Annotated in this window: 14 protein-coding genes and 1 rRNA gene; 10 read left to right on the top strand and 5 right to left on the bottom strand. The window is 50.1% G+C overall.

Translation table 11 applies throughout. The annotated features are described in order from the left end of the window. From QL223_RS23050 to QL223_RS23040, 3 genes are all read right to left on the bottom strand, one after another. Window positions 1–70 (bottom strand): 16S ribosomal RNA (locus QL223_RS23050); the annotation flags it as partial. Between the two features lie 563 nt (window positions 71–633). Beyond that, window positions 634–2,271, bottom strand: a complete 1,638-nt coding sequence (groL, locus tag QL223_RS23045) for a chaperonin GroEL (RefSeq protein ID WP_002541973.1) — start codon at window positions 2,269–2,271, stop codon at window positions 634–636. Between the two features lie 45 nt (window positions 2,272–2,316). After that, complete coding sequence (locus QL223_RS23040; protein ID WP_002541974.1) at window positions 2,317–2,607, bottom strand: co-chaperone GroES; 291 nt, start codon at window positions 2,605–2,607, stop codon at window positions 2,317–2,319. A 310-nt stretch (window positions 2,608–2,917) separates the two neighbouring features. Here QL223_RS23040 and QL223_RS23035 point away from each other — a divergent pair, with 310 nt between their 5' ends. Next, complete coding sequence (locus tag QL223_RS23035) at window positions 2,918–4,267, top strand: MATE family efflux transporter (protein ID WP_281546082.1); 1,350 nt, start codon at window positions 2,918–2,920, stop codon at window positions 4,265–4,267. 5 nt (window positions 4,268–4,272) lie between these two features. Here QL223_RS23035 and QL223_RS23030 read toward each other — a convergent pair whose 3' ends face one another. Continuing rightward, window positions 4,273–4,743 (bottom strand): MarR family winged helix-turn-helix transcriptional regulator, encoded by a 471-nt coding sequence (locus tag QL223_RS23030; protein WP_281546081.1) that lies wholly within the window; start codon window positions 4,741–4,743, stop codon window positions 4,273–4,275. A gap of 157 nt (window positions 4,744–4,900) precedes the next feature. On the opposite strand from QL223_RS23030, the gene QL223_RS23025 reads away from it, so the two are divergent. The 4 genes from QL223_RS23025 to QL223_RS23010 are packed head-to-tail and all read left to right on the top strand — an operon-like array spanning window position 4,901 to window position 9,653. Continuing rightward, on the top strand, window positions 4,901–6,040 hold the full coding sequence (locus tag QL223_RS23025) for a homogentisate 1,2-dioxygenase (RefSeq protein WP_281546080.1): 1,140 nt from the start codon (window positions 4,901–4,903) through the stop codon (window positions 6,038–6,040). A gap of 29 nt (window positions 6,041–6,069) precedes the next feature. Beyond that, window positions 6,070–7,050, top strand: coding sequence for a fumarylacetoacetate hydrolase family protein (locus tag QL223_RS23020; RefSeq protein ID WP_002541978.1), 981 nt, complete (start codon window positions 6,070–6,072; stop codon window positions 7,048–7,050). 18 nt (window positions 7,051–7,068) lie between these two features. Next, complete coding sequence (maiA, locus tag QL223_RS23015; protein WP_281546079.1) at window positions 7,069–7,689, top strand: maleylacetoacetate isomerase; 621 nt, start codon at window positions 7,069–7,071, stop codon at window positions 7,687–7,689. 8 nt (window positions 7,690–7,697) lie between these two features. Next, on the top strand, window positions 7,698–9,653 hold the full coding sequence (locus QL223_RS23010; RefSeq protein WP_281546078.1) for an acetoacetate--CoA ligase: 1,956 nt from the start codon (window positions 7,698–7,700) through the stop codon (window positions 9,651–9,653). A gap of 224 nt (window positions 9,654–9,877) precedes the next feature. Here QL223_RS23010 and QL223_RS23005 read toward each other — a convergent pair whose 3' ends face one another. Continuing rightward, window positions 9,878–10,390, bottom strand: a complete 513-nt coding sequence (locus tag QL223_RS23005) for an FxsA family protein (protein ID WP_281546077.1) — start codon at window positions 10,388–10,390, stop codon at window positions 9,878–9,880. A gap of 418 nt (window positions 10,391–10,808) precedes the next feature. On the opposite strand from QL223_RS23005, the gene aspA reads away from it, so the two are divergent. The 5 genes from aspA (at window position 10,809) to QL223_RS22980 (ending at window position 17,277) form a co-directional block, all read left to right on the top strand. After that, the gene (gene aspA, locus QL223_RS23000; RefSeq protein ID WP_281546076.1) at window positions 10,809–12,269 is read left to right on the top strand and encodes an aspartate ammonia-lyase; all 1,461 of its coding nucleotides are present in this window, start codon (window positions 10,809–10,811) and stop codon (window positions 12,267–12,269) included. Window positions 12,270–12,481: 212 nt separating this feature from the next. Beyond that, on the top strand, window positions 12,482–13,789 hold the full coding sequence (locus QL223_RS22995; protein WP_046308065.1) for an anaerobic C4-dicarboxylate transporter: 1,308 nt from the start codon (window positions 12,482–12,484) through the stop codon (window positions 13,787–13,789). Window positions 13,790–13,925: 136 nt separating this feature from the next. Next, window positions 13,926–15,731 (top strand): protein-disulfide reductase DsbD, encoded by a 1,806-nt coding sequence (locus QL223_RS22990; protein ID WP_281546075.1) that lies wholly within the window; start codon window positions 13,926–13,928, stop codon window positions 15,729–15,731. Window positions 15,732–15,866: 135 nt separating this feature from the next. Then, on the top strand, window positions 15,867–16,505 hold the full coding sequence (locus QL223_RS22985; protein WP_002541985.1) for a response regulator transcription factor: 639 nt from the start codon (window positions 15,867–15,869) through the stop codon (window positions 16,503–16,505). A 139-nt stretch (window positions 16,506–16,644) separates the two neighbouring features. Beyond that, on the top strand, window positions 16,645–17,277 hold the full coding sequence (locus tag QL223_RS22980; RefSeq protein WP_002541986.1) for a MarC family protein: 633 nt from the start codon (window positions 16,645–16,647) through the stop codon (window positions 17,275–17,277). The last annotated feature ends 128 nt before the right edge of the window (window positions 17,278–17,405 follow it).

The raw sequence follows: 17,405 nt of genomic DNA, 5'->3' as shown, positions 1-17,405 counted from the left end.
GCCGCTCGACTTGCATGTGTTAGGCCTGCCGCCAGCGTTCAATCTGAGCCATGATCAAACTCTTCAATTAAAGTTTTGGCTCGATGAAATACTGTATAAATTGACTGTGCCGATAACTCCGAAGAGTTTTCGTTTGGTCACTCAGTAAACATCGATAAATCTTTTGTCTATCAACTACGAGTGCCCACACAGATTGCATAGGTCAAATTGTTAAAGAACGTTGACTTGGTAGCTTGCTCTGCGAGCCGCTTGCCGTGTCGATGTGGCGCAGTATAGGGACTTCGAAAATTGGCGCAAGTGGTTTTTTGAAAAAAATCACACTTTCGCGTTCAAGTGTTCAAATAACGCCCAAAAACAGCATTTTTGTATAAAAGATAAACAGATTTCTGCAGATCTTTGATGATCAGGATCAGAGGCCACGATCCAGATTTCGACAATATGTCGTTTCAATGACTGTTTTGTTTACCGCAAGACTATTCAGTAAAGCACATGCTGAAGAATCCGCACGGTTATTTTTGACTCATTTGTGTAAGTCGCTAGCCCAGTAAACACGCGGGATGCGTTAAGACACTCTTTAAAAACAAAAAAGCCCGCTTGCGCGGGCTCTTTCTATTTTGCATGGAAACGGGATGATTACATCATACCGCCCATACCACCCATGCCGCCCATGTCAGGCATTGCTGGGGCATCTTGTTTTGGCAGTTCAGTTACCATTGCTTCAGTGGTGATCATCAGACCTGCTACAGAAGCCGCGAACTGAAGTGCTGAACGGGTCACTTTAGTTGGATCCAGGATACCCATTTCAATCATGTCGCCGTATTCGCCAGTCGCTGCGTTGTAGCCGTAGTTGCCTTCACCACCTTTAACTTGGTTAGCTACTACTGAATCTTCGTCGCCTGCGTTCAGCGCGATTTGACGGATAGGTGCTTCCATCGCACGCAGTGCAACGCGAATACCTACGTTTTGTTCTTCGTTGTCACCTTGCAGGTCAACAACTTTGCTTGCTGCGCGGATAAGTGCAACACCACCACCAGCAACCACGCCTTCTTCAACAGCTGCGCGGGTTGCGTGCAGCGCGTCTTCAACGCGGTCTTTCTTCTCTTTCATTTCAACTTCAGTTGCTGCGCCAACTTTGATTACCGCAACACCGCCTGCCAGTTTCGCAACGCGCTCTTGCAGTTTCTCTTTGTCGTAGTCTGAAGTTGCATCTTCGATTTGCTGACGGATTTGAGCAACGCGGCCTTGGATAGAAGCTTCGTCACCCGCGCCATCGATAATGGTGGTGTTTTCTTTAGTAATAGAAATACGCTTCGCCTGACCCAGATCTTCCAGCGTCACTTTTTCCAGCTCCATACCGATCTCTTCAGAGATAACGGTACCCGCGGTCAGTGTTGCGATGTCTTGCAGCATTGCTTTACGGCGATCGCCAAAGCCAGGTGCTTTAACCGCAGCAACTTTCACGATGCCACGCATGTTGTTTACAACCAGTGTTGCCAGCGCTTCACCTTCTACGTCTTCTGCAATGATCAGCAGAGGACGTGAAGATTTCGCTACCGCTTCCAGCGTAGGCAGCAGTTCGCGGATGTTTGATACTTTCTTATCAACCAACAGGATGAATGGGCTTTCCAGATCAACAGAACCAGACTCTTGGTTGTTGATGAAGTACGGAGACAGGTAGCCACGGTCGAATTGCATACCTTCAACCACATCCAGCTCATCTTGCAGAGACTGACCTTCTTCAACAGTGATAACACCGTCGCGGCCTACTTTTTCCATCGCTTCTGCAATGATGTTACCTACGGTTTCATCAGAGTTAGCAGAGATAGTACCTACCTGTGCGATAGCTTTAGTGTCGTTACACTCAACAGACAGCTCTTTCAATTGCTCAACGGCAGCGGCTACTGCTTTGTCGATACCACGCTTCAGGTCCATTGGGTTCATGCCTGCTGCAACAGCTTTCAAGCCTTCAGCTACGATTGCCTGCGCCAGTACAGTTGCGGTAGTCGTACCGTCACCCGCTGCGTCGTTTGCTTTAGACGCAACTTCTTTAACCATTTGAGCGCCCATGTTCTGGAATTTGTCTTCCAGTTCGATTTCGCGCGCGACAGACACACCATCTTTAGTGATGGTTGGTGCGCCGAAAGACTTGTCCAGAACAACGTTACGGCCTTTAGGACCCAGGGTCACTTTTACTGCGTTTGCCAGAACGTTTACACCTTCCAGCATTTTAGTGCGTGCATCATTGCCAAATTTAACGTCTTTAGCTGCCATTTCTCTCTTCCTTTTTAAATCTGTTCTTCAGTGATGAAATAGAAATTACTCAACGATAGCCATGATGTCGTTTTCTGACAGGATCAGGACTTCTTTACCGTCGATTTTCTCAGTCTTGGTGCCGTAGCCTTCTGAGAAGATCACAGTGTCGCCAACTTTAACGTCCAGTGGCTGCACATTGCCGTTTTCAAGAATACGGCCCTTACCTACCGCCAGCACAACGCCACGCGTAGATTTTTCTGCAGCAGAACCAGTCAAAACGATGCCACCAGCAGATTTTGATTCAACTTCCTGGCGTTCAACGATTACTCGATCGTGTAGTGGACGAATGTTCATTGGTCGTCTCCTGAATAAATGTAGTGATCCATGTGATAAATGAAGTGGAAACTGCCACACAATGCAGGTTCCGAATTTCTGAATCCCTGACAGACAGCGTCTCATCAAGGATTAAGTCAATTTGCGTATAACGTGGGGGTGGGTTATCTCAATCCCAAGGGGCTAAGTGCAAATTTTTTCCATTTTTTTACCCAATACCTTTTGCTCCATCACATTCTATGAATTAGGGTAGCCGTGCCTTAGCAAACATAACGATATGCAACCTTGGCGTATTGTTGACTTCCCAGCGCTACCTCTTATCGAGATTGGAATGAAGGACAAACACGGCCTGCTTTCTGGCCCCATTGACCAAACGCTTAAAAACATGACCATCCCTATGGTGTTTGGTCTTGTCGCAATCCTCGCGTTTAACCTGGTCGATACCTTCTTTATTTCCTTGCTGGGCACAGAAGCATTGGCTGCGGTGAGTTTCACCTTCCCGATCACCTTTGCGGTGAATTGCATCACCATGGGCATTGGTGTGGGTATCTCTACTGGCGTTGCCCGATTGCTGGGGCGAAGCGCCCAAATTGATGCCGCCCGTCTATCAGGGCATGGGTTGATGCTCGCGGTCATTTTGGTGATTGCAGCAAGCGCATTGGGTCTGGCAACGATCAATCCCTTATTCCGGATGCTTGGTGCACATGAAAACCTGTTGCCACTGATTCATGACTATATGTCGGTGTGGTATCTCACTATCCCTCTATTAGTTATCCCCATGGCAGGCAACTCCGCCATCCGCGCCACGGGTGACACCAAAACCCCTGCCAAGATCATGATAGTGGCTGGCTTTATTAATGGCCTTCTCGACCCGCTGTTGATTTTCGGGCTGGGCCCAATTCCCGCGCTGGGTGTAAAAGGCGCGGCAATTGCCAGTGCGATCAGTTGGGCTGGCGCGCTGGTTTGCTCGCTGTACGTGTTAATAAAGAGAGAGAAACTACTGGCTTGGCCGTCACCAACGAAAATTGTGCAGGATTGGAAAGATATCCTCGCCATTGGCACTCCGGCTGCGCTGTCTAATGCGTTGAACCCAATTTCCGGTGCGATTTTGATGACCATGCTCGCGGCGCAAGGCACTGCGGCTGTTGCTGCTTATGGTGCGGCGCAACGGGTTGAGTCTTTGCTGTTGATTGTGATGATGGCGCTGACCTCTGCCCTGACGCCTTTGATGGCACAGAATTTCGGCGCCAATAACCCAACACGCTCATTCGAAGCGCTATTCCGGGCGATGCGTTTTTCCATCCTGTTTCAATTCATCGTGTTTCTGGCCATGGTGCCACTCAGCGTGCCAATTGCAGCTATTTTCAGTCAGGAACCTGCCGTACAAAACAAGCTGTGGCATTACCTGATTGTGGTTCCCGTCAGTTACGGCATGCAAGGCGTGATGATGATGCTGGTCAGCGCATTAAACGCAATGAAGAAACCGGTTCATGCCTTCATCATGAACCTGATTCGACTGTTTGTGTTACTGCTTCCTATGGCCTGGCTTGGTAGCCTAATTGATGGTACGGAAGGGATGTTTATTGGCATTGCAGTCGCCAATGGCATCACGGGTATTTTTGCCTACCTTTACGCCGTAACGCTTCGCAAACAGATGAAACTTGATCCCCTCAAGCACTGATCGGATTAAGGTTCGCGAATGGCTCTTGCCGGATCAGCATCGCTTTTCTCCAACAAAGCATCCAATGTACGAAGAAAACTCTCGTACTCTTTTTCTGAAATGCCATCTAACATCGCACTTTCCCACGCTTTTGCTTTCGGCAATATGGTGAGATACAGCCCTTTCCCTTCCTCTGTTAGATGTAAATAGGCCGCGCGCTGATCGGCTTCATCTTTGACTTTCACCACCAGCCCTTTTTCCTCTAACACCTTTAACGTGCGTGAGACCCGAACCTTATCCATACTGGTTTCCGTCACCAAAGATTTGGCATTGAGACCATCTTTCGCCCCCATTGAGGCGAGTATCCGCCACTCAGGACGACTGATCCCAAACTCGGTTTCATAAATCCGAGCCAAAGAATCCGACACATGGGCAGCAGCTTTTACCAGCTTATAGGGCAAAAAGTCATCCAGATAAAACGGTAGAGGTGACGCCATCAACATACTCCTTCAAACACTTAACTCACTTTCCATGCGCCAGCGCACAAAATACCCACATAAGTTGCCATTTTGTTATCAGTGCAGCTAGACTAAATTTAGTTTCAAATGAAACTATAATTCAATTCCTCACTCATTGCATAGTTCAGGAGGAGAAATGCGAAAGTGGTTTTCATTTCCTATCGTGGAAGGCAAAGCATCACATCAGGCTCACTGTGATTTGCCCGATGGCACCTTTGAGCGTGAATGTGGCAAGGAAGGATTTTTTGGCCCAGCCACCCACATGTATCATCAACATGCCCCGACAGGCTGGACAGAATGGGAAGGCGATCTCCGTCCTCATGCGTTTGATACCAACAAAGTCGAAGATGTGGGTGATAACCCGCTGACTGCACCACTTTTGCTCTCCAATGCCAATGTGAAAGTCAGGATCTGGCGCTGCGACACAGCGATGGAGTATCTGGTACGAAATGGTGACGGTGACGAGTGCCTGTTTATCCACGAAGGCTCCGGTTCACTCTTTTGTGATTACGGCCACCTGCGTTTTCGCGATGGTGATTACCTGATCTTACCGCGTTCCACCAATTGGCGTATTGAGCCTGACTCTCCCGTTACTGTGCTGATGATTGAAGCTACTCATGGATCCTATATGACTGCTGAACGTGGGATCGTCGGCGATCATGCTGTGTTTGATCCGGCAGTGCTGGAATATGCCAAGATCGACGATGCGTTCATCGCTCAGCAGCAAGAAGAAAAACCGTGGCAGGTATATCTAAAATCCCGTAATGCAATGAACCGCATTACCTATCCATTCAATCCGCTTGATGCCCTCGGCTGGAAAGGGAACCTCACCGTATTTCGGCTCAACTGGCGTGATATCCGACCGCTGATGAGTCACCGCTATCATCTGCCGCCTTCGGCGCACACCACCTTTGTTGCCAATGGCTTTGTGATTTGCACCTTTGTACCACGCCCAATTGAGTCCGATCCCGGTGCGCTCAAGGTGCCCTTCTATCACAACAATGATGACTACGATGAAGTCATCTTCTATCACAAAGGCGAGTTCTTCAGCCGCGACAACATTCACCCCGGCATGGTGACTGTGCATCCTTGCGGCTTCCCGCACGGCCCGCACCCCAAAGCTTTTGCAGCTGGCGCTAAAGCCACCAAAAAGGAAACTGATGAAGTCGCGGTGATGATTGATACCCGCATGCCGCTCGATTTGGGCGAGGCAGCGAAACAAACTGAACTCGATGATTACGTCCTGTCCTGGCGCACACCGCCTTGTGGCGAATAGATCGCAGACATTAGATTAAGGAGTAGATGATGAAACTGGCTTCCCTAAAACACCGCCGAGACGGAAAACTCATCCTGGTCTCACGCGATCTGACTCAGGCAGTAGACGCTTCTGATATTGCACTCACCCTACAGGATGCACTGGATGAGTGGGATACCCTCTCGCCACTTTTACAGGCTCGTTATGACGCTTTGAATGACAATAATGTCGGCGAACGCTTTCCTTTTAATCCCGCTGACTGCGAATCTCCTTTACCACGCGCATTCCAGTGGGCGGACGGCAGTGCTTACGTGAATCATGTCGAGCTGGTGCGTAAAGCCCGCGGCGCGGACATGCCGGAAAGCTTCTGGACAGACCCTTTGATGTATCAGGGTGTTTCTGACAAATTTATCGGCCCGCGCGACAACATTGAGCTTTGTGATGAAGCCTGGGGCTGTGATTTCGAAGCCGAAGTCGCCGTGATCACGGATGATGTCGCCATGGCGACGTCCAGTGAAAAGGCTGGTAGCCACATCAAACTACTGATGCTGGTGAATGACGTCTCGCTTCGAAACCTGATCCCAAGTGAGCTTGCCAAAGGCTTTGGTTTCTTCCAATCCAAACCGGCCTCTTCATTCTCTCCGGTGGCAGTGACACCTGATGAGCTGGGTGAAAGCTGGCAGGAAAACAAAGTGCATCTGCCCCTGGAAGTATTCCTCAATGGCGAACAATTCGGCGCCCCCAATGCGGGCGTGGACATGACGTTTGATTTTGCAGAACTCGTTGCCCACGCAGCCAAAAGTCGTCATTTAGGCGCTGGCACCATTATTGGGTCAGGGACAGTATCAAACCTTGATCGATCAAAGGGTTCCTGTTGCATTGCAGAGAGACGAATGTTGGAAATTCTGGATCTTGGGTCACCGAAAACGCCGTTTCTACTCTATGGTGATAAGGTCAGTATCGAGATGCATGACAAGGAAGGTCGTTCAATCTTTGGCAAGATTGATCAGGAAGTTGTCCCGTATAGGTAATCAAAGGGAACGCACGCAGTGAAGCTTTATGACTACAGTAAATCCTCGGCGTCATACCGTGTTCGCATTGCGCTGAATCTCAAGGGGCTGAATTATCAATCACAGGCCGTCTCTTTGCTGGACGGCGATCAACGTGGCGACAATTATCTGGCCCTGAACCCTACCGGGCTGGTGCCGACACTGGTTGATAACGGTCAGGTTCTGACCCAGTCGCTGGCTATCATTGAATATCTGGAGGAGGTTTACCCTTCTCCTTCGCTGTTGCCTGCCGACCATGCAGCCCGGGCGAAATGCCGTGCCCTTGCGCTCGACATTGCCTGTGACATCCATCCGCTTAACAACCTTCGGGTACTCAAACACCTCACCGGTTCCATGGGCCACAGTGAGGAAGAAAAACTGGACTGGTATCTGCACTGGCTGAAAGCCGGGCTGGCGGCGGTTGAAAAGAAAGTAGAAAGCTCACAAACGGCTTTCTGCTGTGACGACATTCCCACCCTTGCTGATATTTGTCTGGTTCCTCAACTGTTTAACGCCCGCCGGTTTTCACTCGATCTGACTCCTTACCCGACACTGAAAGAAATAGAACAGCGCTGCCAAGGGTTACCCGCCTTTGAGCAAGCGCACCCAGACAATGTTTAGGAGACAGCATGTCAGAGCAGCCTCTTTGGCGACCCAACGCATCGCGTATCGCCAATGCTAACCTCACTGACTTTATCAATGAGGTCAACAGACAGTACACGCTAAGTCTGACCAACTACGACCAGCTTTATGACTGGTCGGTCAAACACAGTGAAGCGTTTTGGGAAACACTATGGACCTTTGCGAGCGTAGTCGGTGAGCGCGGGGAACGTGTTATCAGCCGCCCGGAAAACGACCCGAATAAAAACAGCATCTGGTTCCCGGATGCCGAAGTCAACTTTGCCGAAAACGTGATGCAATGGGTGAAAGACATGCCCGAAAAAGACGCCATCGTGTTTTCTGGTGAAGACGAATCCGCTGTTCGTCTGTCATGGGCAGACCTTGAACGTCAGGTCAGCTGCATCGCAGCCTACCTAAAAGAATGCGGCGTGGAAAAAGGTGATGTCGTGGCAGGGTATCTGCCGAACATTGCAGAAACTGTGGTCGCTATGCTGGCGACGTCTTCCCTTGGGGCAATTTGGACCTCGACCTCGCCGGATTTTGGTATCGATAGCGTGCTCGACCGTTTCGGTCAGACCCAACCTAAAGTGCTGTTCACCACCGATGCTTACCACTACAACGGTAAAACCCACGACAACCTGACCAAAGCACGCGCCGTGCGTGAGGGCGTGGAAAACATCACCCACATGGTGGTGATCCCGTATGTAGGCGGCACTGCTCCCAACAGCGATGAAACCTGCTGGAAAGCCATTGTTTCCAAACCTGCTGAGCCACTGACGTTTACCCGCGTAGGCTTTAACGACCCGATGTACGTGCTGTATTCCTCCGGCACCACAGGCAAACCAAAGTGCATCATCCACAGTGTGGGCGGCATGTTGCTCAACCACCTCAAAGAGCACCAACTCCATTCTGATGTCAAACCGGGCGACAAGGTTTTCTACTTCACGACCTGTGGCTGGATGATGTGGAACTGGCTCGCCAGTGGCCTTTTAAGCGGCGCGACGCTGGTGCTGTTTGACGGTTCACCGTTTTATCCCGATGCCGGCGTACTCTGGCGTTTGACCGATGCACAAAAAGTGACGCTTTTCGGCACGTCCGCCAAATACCTCGAAGCGCTGGAAAAGCAAGAATACAGCCCAATGGACGAGCACAGTCTTTCGTCGCTCCGCGCACTTTGTTCTACTGGCTCAGTACTGGCACCTGAGCAGTTCGACTGGGTCTACAGCCACATCAAACAAGACCTACAATTAAGCTCCATCGCAGGTGGCACAGACATCTGCGGTTGCTTCGTGCTCGGCAGCCCGATTTCCCCTGTTTACCGCGGTCAAAGCCAGGTTAGGGGGCTGGGCCTGGATGTCGAAGTCTTCAACAATGAAGGCAATCCGGTTCAGGGTGAGAAAGGCGAATTGGTGTGCTGTAACAGCTTCCCCAATCAGCCGGTAGGATTTTGGAATGACAACGACGGCACCCGTTACCACAAGGCTTATTGGGACAAGATTGAAGATATCTGGTTCCATGGAGATTATGTCGAACTCACTCACGAAGGCGGAATGGTGTTCTTTGGGCGCTCAGACGCAATCCTGAATCCAGGTGGCGTGCGCATCGGTACCGCAGAGATTTACCGTCATGTGAATCAGCTTGATGAAGTACTCGATTCTGTCGTGATTGGGCAGGACTGGATGAAGGATGTCCGTGTGGTGCTGTTTGTTAAACTCAAGCCAGGCATCGATCTCAACGACAATCTGGAGCGCAAAATTCGCAGCACTATCCGCACCAGTTGTACGCCGCGCCATGTGCCGGCAAAAATTATTCCTATCACAGACATTCCGCGCACCAAATCAGGAAAACTCGCCGAACTGGCAGTTCGCGATGTGGTTCATGGCCGCGCGGTCGCTCAGCTCAGCGCGCTGGATAACCCAGAATCGCTGGAACAATACAAAGAGCGTCCTGAGCTGCAGGAATAATACCAATCACAGTAGGTAGCTGTTCAGAAATAGCGCAGGAAAAATGCTCGAGAACAAGGCGGAAAATTTCGACAAGTAGTTATTCTACAATCAAATTTTTCAACGCAGTTATCGAGTATTTTAACAAGCTAGGATGAGCAGATATTTACTACGATTGGTATAAGCCAAGCCCACAACGCAAAACGCCATCCCGAAGGATGGCGTTTTTCATGAATTCCGTAGCATCAGTTCAAGCGGTCGCGATCTTCATCCTTTCGCTGATATTCACCTTCAAAGGTGTTGCCACCATCATTCGAACCTTGATGAGGGCCGCGGTTAAACGGGTCTTGTCCACCATATGGCCCCTGACCTGGTTGACCACCAAATCCACTTTGAAACCCAGCCACTTTCACCTTACTCATAAACTGTTTTGCCAGCCAAGCTCGCGGCCAAGGCAATAACACCGCCATACCCATAGCATCGGTCATAAAGCCGGGAGTCAGAAGCAGCACGCCTGCCACTGCCAGCATCACACCTTCAATGATTTGCTGTGCCGGTAACTCGCCCTGATTCATGCGCTGCTGCACTGTCATTAAGGTTTGCAGTCCCTGACTGCGCACCAATGAAGCGCCCACCACAGCGGTCAATAAAATCAGCGCAACCGTCGGCCAAAGTCCCAACACACCACCGACCTGAATAAACAGAGCAATTTCAATCACAGGGACAGTAATGAACATCAACAGCAAAATTGGAAACACAGCAAAACCTCATATTCGTGTCGAACCATCATAGTAACACTGGACTCAATGATTGCATCGACAGCGTCGTTATTTCCCCTCATTAAAGGAGATCTGTTTGTAGCTTGGTTTTAAACAATGTACGCAGATATTGTACAGAATTTAACTGTATCAATACTTTTCGGCTGACAGATAAAACAATAGGAAACAAAGACAAACAAGCTGTCTAACGATCTGGATCACAGTTCTATGCAAATCGTTCCGCTTTGCTTTGATTGGTGATCTTTCTCATGTTTTTACCGCAACGGAGGAGTAGAATCATCCAGCATAAACCGGGTGTAAAACATCGTTCACCCAGCCAAAATCTCTGATGAATGGACTCTACAGCGAAATTGTTGGCTACAGAATAACCAATATAAATTTCATTTAGGGCCAAATCATGTCTCAGACGATTGATTTCGAAAATAACCTGACCAACCCTCTTTTAGCGACCCGTATCGAAGAAGACTTGCTTGGCGAACGCCATGTACCGTCTGATGCGTATTACGGTATTCATACCCTTCGCGCTGTTGAGAACTTTAATATCTCCCGTACCACGATTTCTGATGTACCAGAGTTCGTACGTGGCATGGTCTTCACCAAGAAAGCCGCTGCGATGGCGAACAAAGAGCTGGGTGTTATCCCTGCTGAAGTGGGCGATTACATCATCAAAGCGTGTGATGCGATTCTGGAAACCGGCAAATGCATGGATCAGTTCCCATCTGACGTTTACCAAGGTGGTGCAGGCACTTCCGTGAACATGAACGCGAACGAAGTGATCGCGAACTTGGCACTGGAACTGATGGGTAAAGAAAAGGGTGACTACGACGCCGTTAACCCTAACGACCACGTGAACAAGAGCCAGTCGACCAACTGTGCTTACCCAACCGGCTTCCGTATTGCGGTCTACAACAGCATCCTGAAGCTGATCGAATCAATCGACTATCTGCAAAACGAATTCGACGGTAAAGCGACCGAATTCAAAGGCGTGCTGAAAATGGGTCGTACCCAGCTTCAGGACGCAGTACCTATGACAGTAGGTCAAGAATTCCACGCGTTTGCAGTTCTTCTGAAAGAAGAAGTGAAGAACCTGAAATACACCGCAGAACTGCTTCTTGAGGTGAATCTGGGCGCGACCGCTATCGGTACAGGCCTAAACGCTGCAGCAGGTTACCAACAACTGGCGGTTCAGCGTCTGGCGGAAGTGACCGGTCTGAACTGCACCCCGGCAGAAGACTTGATTGAAGCGACTTCTGACTGTGGCGCTTACGTGATGGTTCACGGCGCACTGAAGCGTCTGGCGGTGAAACTCTCGAAGATCTGTAACGATCTGCGTTTGCTGTCTTCTGGTCCTCGTGCTGGCTTCAACGAAATCAACCTGCCGGAAATGCAGGCAGGTTCTTCTATCATGCCAGCGAAAGTCAACCCGGTGATCCCAGAAGTAGTTAACCAAGTGTGCTTTAAGGTGATCGGTAACGACACCACAGTGACCTTTGCGGCAGAAGCTGGTCAGCTGCAGCTTAACGTGATGGAGCCAGTAATTGGTCAGGCGCTGTTTGAGTCTATCGAAATCCTGTCTAACGCCTGTGTAAACCTGGGTGAGAAGTGCATCAACGGCATCACAGTTAACAAAGAAATCTGTGAAGCCTTCGTTTACAACTCCATCGGCATCGTCACTTACCTGAACCCGTTCATTGGCCACCACGAAGGTGACATCGTCGGTAAGATTTGTGCGGAAACCGGTAAGAGCGTCCGTGAAGTGGTCTTGGAAAGAGGATTGCTGACGGAAGAGCAACTCGATGATATCTTCTCCGTCGAAAACTTGATGCATCCGCAATATAAAGCGAAGCGCTATAACTAAGCGTTGAAAGAATGGGTACTCACGATGAGTACCCTTTTTTAGTTTTCTGCCCAGCTGTTTTGAACATCTGGGCTTTAAAGCCCAAACGTAGGTACTTTTTTACATTCACTGCGCCCTAAAAACCCTAGTTTTTACAAGGCAATGAACACCTTAAGACAGTGACTTCGTTTGGTTTTTATTTTTTGTATTAATAATCTGAACAGGAGTTACCCATGGTAGCAGTGGAGTTGTTCGTCGTTCTTGCGTTCATCTATCTGGGCGCACGGATTGGCGGTATTGGTATCGGCTTGGCCGGTGGCGCGGGTGTTGTTGCTCTGTCCTTATTTTTGGGAATGCCAACCTCGCAAAGCTATATCCCTATCGACGTTATCTTGATCATCATGTCCGTGATCACCGCAATTGCAGCGATGCAGGTTGCTGGCGGTATGGACTGGTTGGTTGAGAAAGCCGAAGATTTTCTTCGTAAGAATCCTAAACAAATTACCTTCTACGCGCCGATCGTCACTTATCTGATGACGCTGATGGCAGGTACCGGCCACACTGCCTTCTCAACCCTTCCTGTGATTGCAGAAGTGGCGAAAGAGCAAGGCATCCGTCCATCACGCCCACTTTCTATCGCGGTTGTTGCGTCTCAAATCGCGATCACAGCGTCTCCAATTTCCGCTGCTGTGGTGTTCTTCTCTGGCATTCTTGAGCCGCTGGGTATCGGTTACCTGACCCTGCTGGCTATCTGTATTCCAACTACGTTCGTTGCCTGTATGGCAGGCGCATTTGTGGCGAACTTCCTGGGTTGTGAGCTGAAAGATGACCCTGTTTACCAGGAGCGCCTGGAAAAGGGTCTGATCAAACTGCAGGGTACTACCAAGCGTGAAATCGCACCTACCGCGAAGAAAGCAACATACATCTTCCTGGGTGCCATCGTGCTGGTCGTGGCTTACGCCGCAGCGATTTCCGGTTCAATCGGCCTGATTGAAAACCCAACGCTGGGTCGTAACGAAGCCATCATGACCTTCATGCTGGCGGCGGCGGCGCTGATTGTTGCAACCACTAAAATCGACGCATCGAAAATCCCATCTGCACCGACTTTCCGCTCAGGTATGACAGCGTGTGTGTGTGTACTGGGTGTGGCTTGGTTAGGTTCAACCTTCGTGAACGCGCACGTTGAAGGCATCAAAGAAGTCGCGGGCACCTTGCTGTCTGACTACCCATGGATGCTGGCTATGGTGCTGTTCTTTGCTTCGATGCTGCTCTACTCACAAGGTGCGACGACGGTTGCCCTGATGCCTGCGGCGCTGGCAATTGGCGTTGCCCCTCTGACAGCGATTGCTTCATTTGCGGCAGTGAGTGCACTGTTCGTTCTGCCAACTTACCCAACACTGTTGGCCGCGGTTGAAATGGACGATACAGGTTCAACCCGTATCGGTAATCTGGTCTTCAACCACCCGTTCTTCATTCCAGGTGTGGTCACCATCGCCACTGCTGTTGTGCTGGGCTTTGTGGTAGGCGGCATTGTGCTATAAGCCGAAGCAAGACGATGAAAAAGGACGCTCAGGCGTCCTTTTTTATTATGCGATCTTCGTTGGAAACGAATTCGGGCTTTCCCGGTCTCAGTGATATAGTTCATTCAATTTTTAAGAAACCGTTTTGATGAAGGCTATGTCCAAAATAGGCTCACGACTTTTTGCGATTTTTGCGCTGGCGCTAATAAGTGCCCTTCCCGCCAAGGCGGAATTTACCCTTTTCAATTCTCCGACACCGGCGGCGGGCAATGCGCCTGCGTTCGTTCCGGTGGATCAGGCATTTCCTTTCAACTTTACCCAGCAAGGCGATCGGGTTTATCTCGATTGGCAGGTTCTGCCTGGTTACTACCTCTATCAGGACAAGATAGAAGTTGTTCCCAGTGAGGACGCCAGAATTGGCGCGCTGGATATGCGTCAGGGACAGCCTTACGAAGACGAGTTCTTCGGTGAGGTCTCGATTTACAAAGAGCCACTGACAGTATCAGTACCTTTGCTTGAAGCGACGGATAACTCGCTGCTGAAAGTGACCTACCAAGGCTGTGCAGAAGCAGGCTTCTGCTATCCACCAGAAACCGTCACCGTCCCATTAATCGCAGTTGCCGCTGGCAGTGGAGCGCCACCAGCACCTGTTGTCAGCGCACCAGTTGAACCCGCAAAACCAGCCTCCTCAGGCTCAAGTTCGTCTTCCACAGAAGTCAGCAGCCTCGCCGATAACTGGTGGCAGCCGTTGCTGTTTTTAGGCTTGGGCATCGGTTTGGCGTTTACACCATGTGTGCTGCCGATGTACCCGATTTTGACCGGTATCGTGCTGGGTGGCGGTAAGAAAACTCATGGGCAGACCTTCCGGCTCGCCATGCTTTATGTACAGGGTATGGCGCTGACTTACACCCTGCTGGGACTGGTTGTCGCTTCGGCTGGCTTACAATTTCAGGCAGCTTTCCAACATCCTTATGTGTTGATTGGCTTGAGTGCGCTCTTTGTGCTGCTGGCGCTGTCGATGTTTGGCGTGTTTAACCTGCAACTTCCGGCCAGTCTTCAAACCAAGCTCAGTGAAATCAGCAACCAGCAAAAAGGCGGAAGCAACCTTGGTGTGTTCACCATGGGCGCGATCTCCGGGTTGATTTGCTCGCCATGCACCACAGCGCCGTTATCCGGAGCACTTTTGTATGTTGCGCAAAGCGGTGATCTTCTGACAGGCGCAGTGACGCTCTACGCGCTGGCTTTGGGTATGGGCATGCCGCTGATCATCGCGGCGATGTTTGGCAACAAACTGCTGCCAAAAGCTGGCGGCTGGATGGACAGAGTCAAAGTCTTCTTCGGTCTGGTGCTCTTGGCAGCGCCTATCTTCCTGCTGGAGCGTTTGCTGCCTGAAAGCGTCAGTGTGTGGCTGTGGGCAGCCTGGATGTTGGTATCACTCGGCTGGTTGTATCACATCAGCCGTACACTCCAGCCAGGCAAGCTCGCCAGTGCACTCGGGATTATCGCGATCCTCGGCCTGAGTGGTGGTGCGGCTTACACCTATAACGCGGTATTTACACCTGCTGCGAAAGCCGAAGTGCCATCGGTCGAGTTCATTAAGATTGCCAATATCGGCGATCTAAACCGAGAGCTCGCGGCAGCCAAATCAGCAGGCAAGCCGGTGATGCTGGATTTCTACGCCGACTGGTGCGTGGCATGTAAGGAGTTTGAGAAGTACACCTTCCACGACGCGAACGTGGCACCGGAGCTGAAAAACTTCGTTTTGCTGCAAGCTGATGTGACGGCCAACCGCCCACAGGACATCAAAATGCTGACTTCCCTTAACGTGCTGGGCTTACCCACTATCGATTTTTGGGATGCCAACGGGAATCCACTTCCTGATGCGCGTTTGACCGGATTTATGGAGGCTAAACCCTTCCTTTCCCATCTTGAGCAAAATCAGTTGATTAACAAACAAGGCTGATTGCACACAAACTTGATCGCCCCGACATTGCCCACAAATGACGGGGGATCAAGCTCTTACTTCCCACCTATGCAAATTGATCAATCCCTACCCCGGTGTTAGCGTTTTTGTTAAAGAGGTATTAACGAAATCGCCATGGACGCTCAATACACCATTGTCATCGCTGACGACCACCCTTTGTTTCGCAATGCACTGTTTCAATCTGTGCATATGGCGATCAGTGGTGCCAATTTGCTGGAAGCAGACTCGCTAGACAGTCTGACTGCCCTGCTTGAAAAAGAACCCGACATTGATTTGCTGCTGCTGGATCTGAAAATGCCCGGCGCTAATGGCATGTCCGGTCTTATCCACCTTCGTGTCCAATACCCAGAGCTCCCCATCGTAGTGATTTCAGCCAGTGAAGAGGCCAGTGTGGTCCGTCAGGTGAAAGCCAATGGCGCGATTGGTTTTATTCCGAAATCCAGTGACATGCGCGAGCTGATAAACAGCCTCAACCACGTGCTTGAGGGTGAAACTTGTTTCCCTGCCGGGATTGATTTCAGTGATGACAGTGATGAAGAGTCACTGATGGATAAGATCTCTTCTCTCACGCCACAGCAATACAAAGTGCTCAACATGCTCAATGATGGCCTGCTGAACAAGCAGATTGCCTATGAACTAGATGTGTCTGAAGCAACGATTAAGGCTCATATGACAGCCATTTTCCGCAAACTTGGGGTGAAAAACCGCACTCAAGCGGTCATTCTCTTGCAGCAAATGGACCAAGACGCTTAACGTCTCCCCGCACACTTAAATCGAAGATTTTCTCAATCCCCTTCAGGCGCCGTTCAGTCAACTCGTGTACAATCACGCCTCATGGCTCGTCGTCCTGACGAGCCCTAATTGACCTTCTCTTGGTTCCAAGGAGGCCAACATGTTAAGCGCACTTATCACCCAATTTGTTGTTCTCTGGGCTGTTATCGATCCTATTGGCTCAGTCCCTGTTTATCTCTCACAAACCAGCCATATGACTGAAAAGCAACGGCGAATCGTGGCTTTGAAAGCCGTTGGTATTGCAACGCTGATACTACTGTTCTTTCTGATTGCAGGGCAGTTTTTACTGGAAGCCATGCAAATCCCTTTACCTGCCTTTCAGGCAGCAGGTGGGCTTGTATTACTACTGTTTGCCTTGAGCATGATTTTTGGTGAAAGCAAACCCGATCAGGAAACCAAACTATGCAGTCACTCACTCTCACATTCTGATCTGGCCGAAGCGGCGGTATATCCTTTGGCGGTGCCTTCTATCGCCTCACCAGGTGCCATGATGGCGATTGTCATGTTGACCGACAATCATCGTTTCGCCGTAATGGAACAAGTCGTCACCGCAGGCATTATGCTACTGGTATTAATCGTCACTTTATTACTGCTTTTCAGCGCTGGATTTATCCATCGAATCATCGGCCGCGTGGGCGCTTCGATCATAAGCCGCGTTATGGGTCTCATCCTTGCAGCCGTTGCAACAAGTAATTTGCTACAAGGCATACTCGACTTTTACACCTTAGCCTAAAGCCTATTAGACCTTGGTCTAGCTTAACATTTCATTAACACGACACTTTCTTGTCTCAAATCACAGAAACCCCCTAATAGCAGGGGGTTAGCCTCATTTCTCAGTCGACTAAAGTTGCAGTGTCTCCT

The organism is Grimontia sp. SpTr1 (assembly GCF_947387585.1).
In the GTDB taxonomy this organism is placed as follows: domain Bacteria; phylum Pseudomonadota; class Gammaproteobacteria; order Enterobacterales; family Vibrionaceae; genus Enterovibrio; species Enterovibrio indicus.
This window is presented reverse-complemented; position numbering and strand designations above follow the sequence as displayed.

Excerpts from the sequence above, each read along its gene's own strand:
- aspA (WP_281546076.1), top strand. The coding sequence starts at position 10,809 with ATGTCTCAGACGATTGATTTCGAAAATAACCTGACCAACCCTCTTTTA.
- QL223_RS22980 (WP_002541986.1), top strand. The coding sequence starts at position 16,645 with ATGTTAAGCGCACTTATCACCCAATTTGTTGTTCTCTGGGCTGTTATC.
- QL223_RS23030 (WP_281546081.1), bottom strand. The coding sequence starts at position 4,743 with ATGGCGTCACCTCTACCGTTTTATCTGGATGACTTTTTGCCCTATAAG.
- QL223_RS22985 (WP_002541985.1), top strand. The coding sequence starts at position 15,867 with ATGGACGCTCAATACACCATTGTCATCGCTGACGACCACCCTTTGTTT.
- QL223_RS22990 (WP_281546075.1), top strand. The coding sequence starts at position 13,926 with ATGTCCAAAATAGGCTCACGACTTTTTGCGATTTTTGCGCTGGCGCTA.
- QL223_RS23040 (WP_002541974.1), bottom strand. The coding sequence starts at position 2,607 with ATGAACATTCGTCCACTACACGATCGAGTAATCGTTGAACGCCAGGAA.
- groL (WP_002541973.1), bottom strand. The coding sequence starts at position 2,271 with ATGGCAGCTAAAGACGTTAAATTTGGCAATGATGCACGCACTAAAATG.
- QL223_RS23035 (WP_281546082.1), top strand. The coding sequence starts at position 2,918 with ATGAAGGACAAACACGGCCTGCTTTCTGGCCCCATTGACCAAACGCTT.
- QL223_RS23020 (WP_002541978.1), top strand. The coding sequence starts at position 6,070 with ATGAAACTGGCTTCCCTAAAACACCGCCGAGACGGAAAACTCATCCTG.
- QL223_RS23010 (WP_281546078.1), top strand. The coding sequence starts at position 7,698 with ATGTCAGAGCAGCCTCTTTGGCGACCCAACGCATCGCGTATCGCCAAT.
- QL223_RS23025 (WP_281546080.1), top strand. The coding sequence starts at position 4,901 with ATGCGAAAGTGGTTTTCATTTCCTATCGTGGAAGGCAAAGCATCACAT.
- QL223_RS22995 (WP_046308065.1), top strand. The coding sequence starts at position 12,482 with ATGGTAGCAGTGGAGTTGTTCGTCGTTCTTGCGTTCATCTATCTGGGC.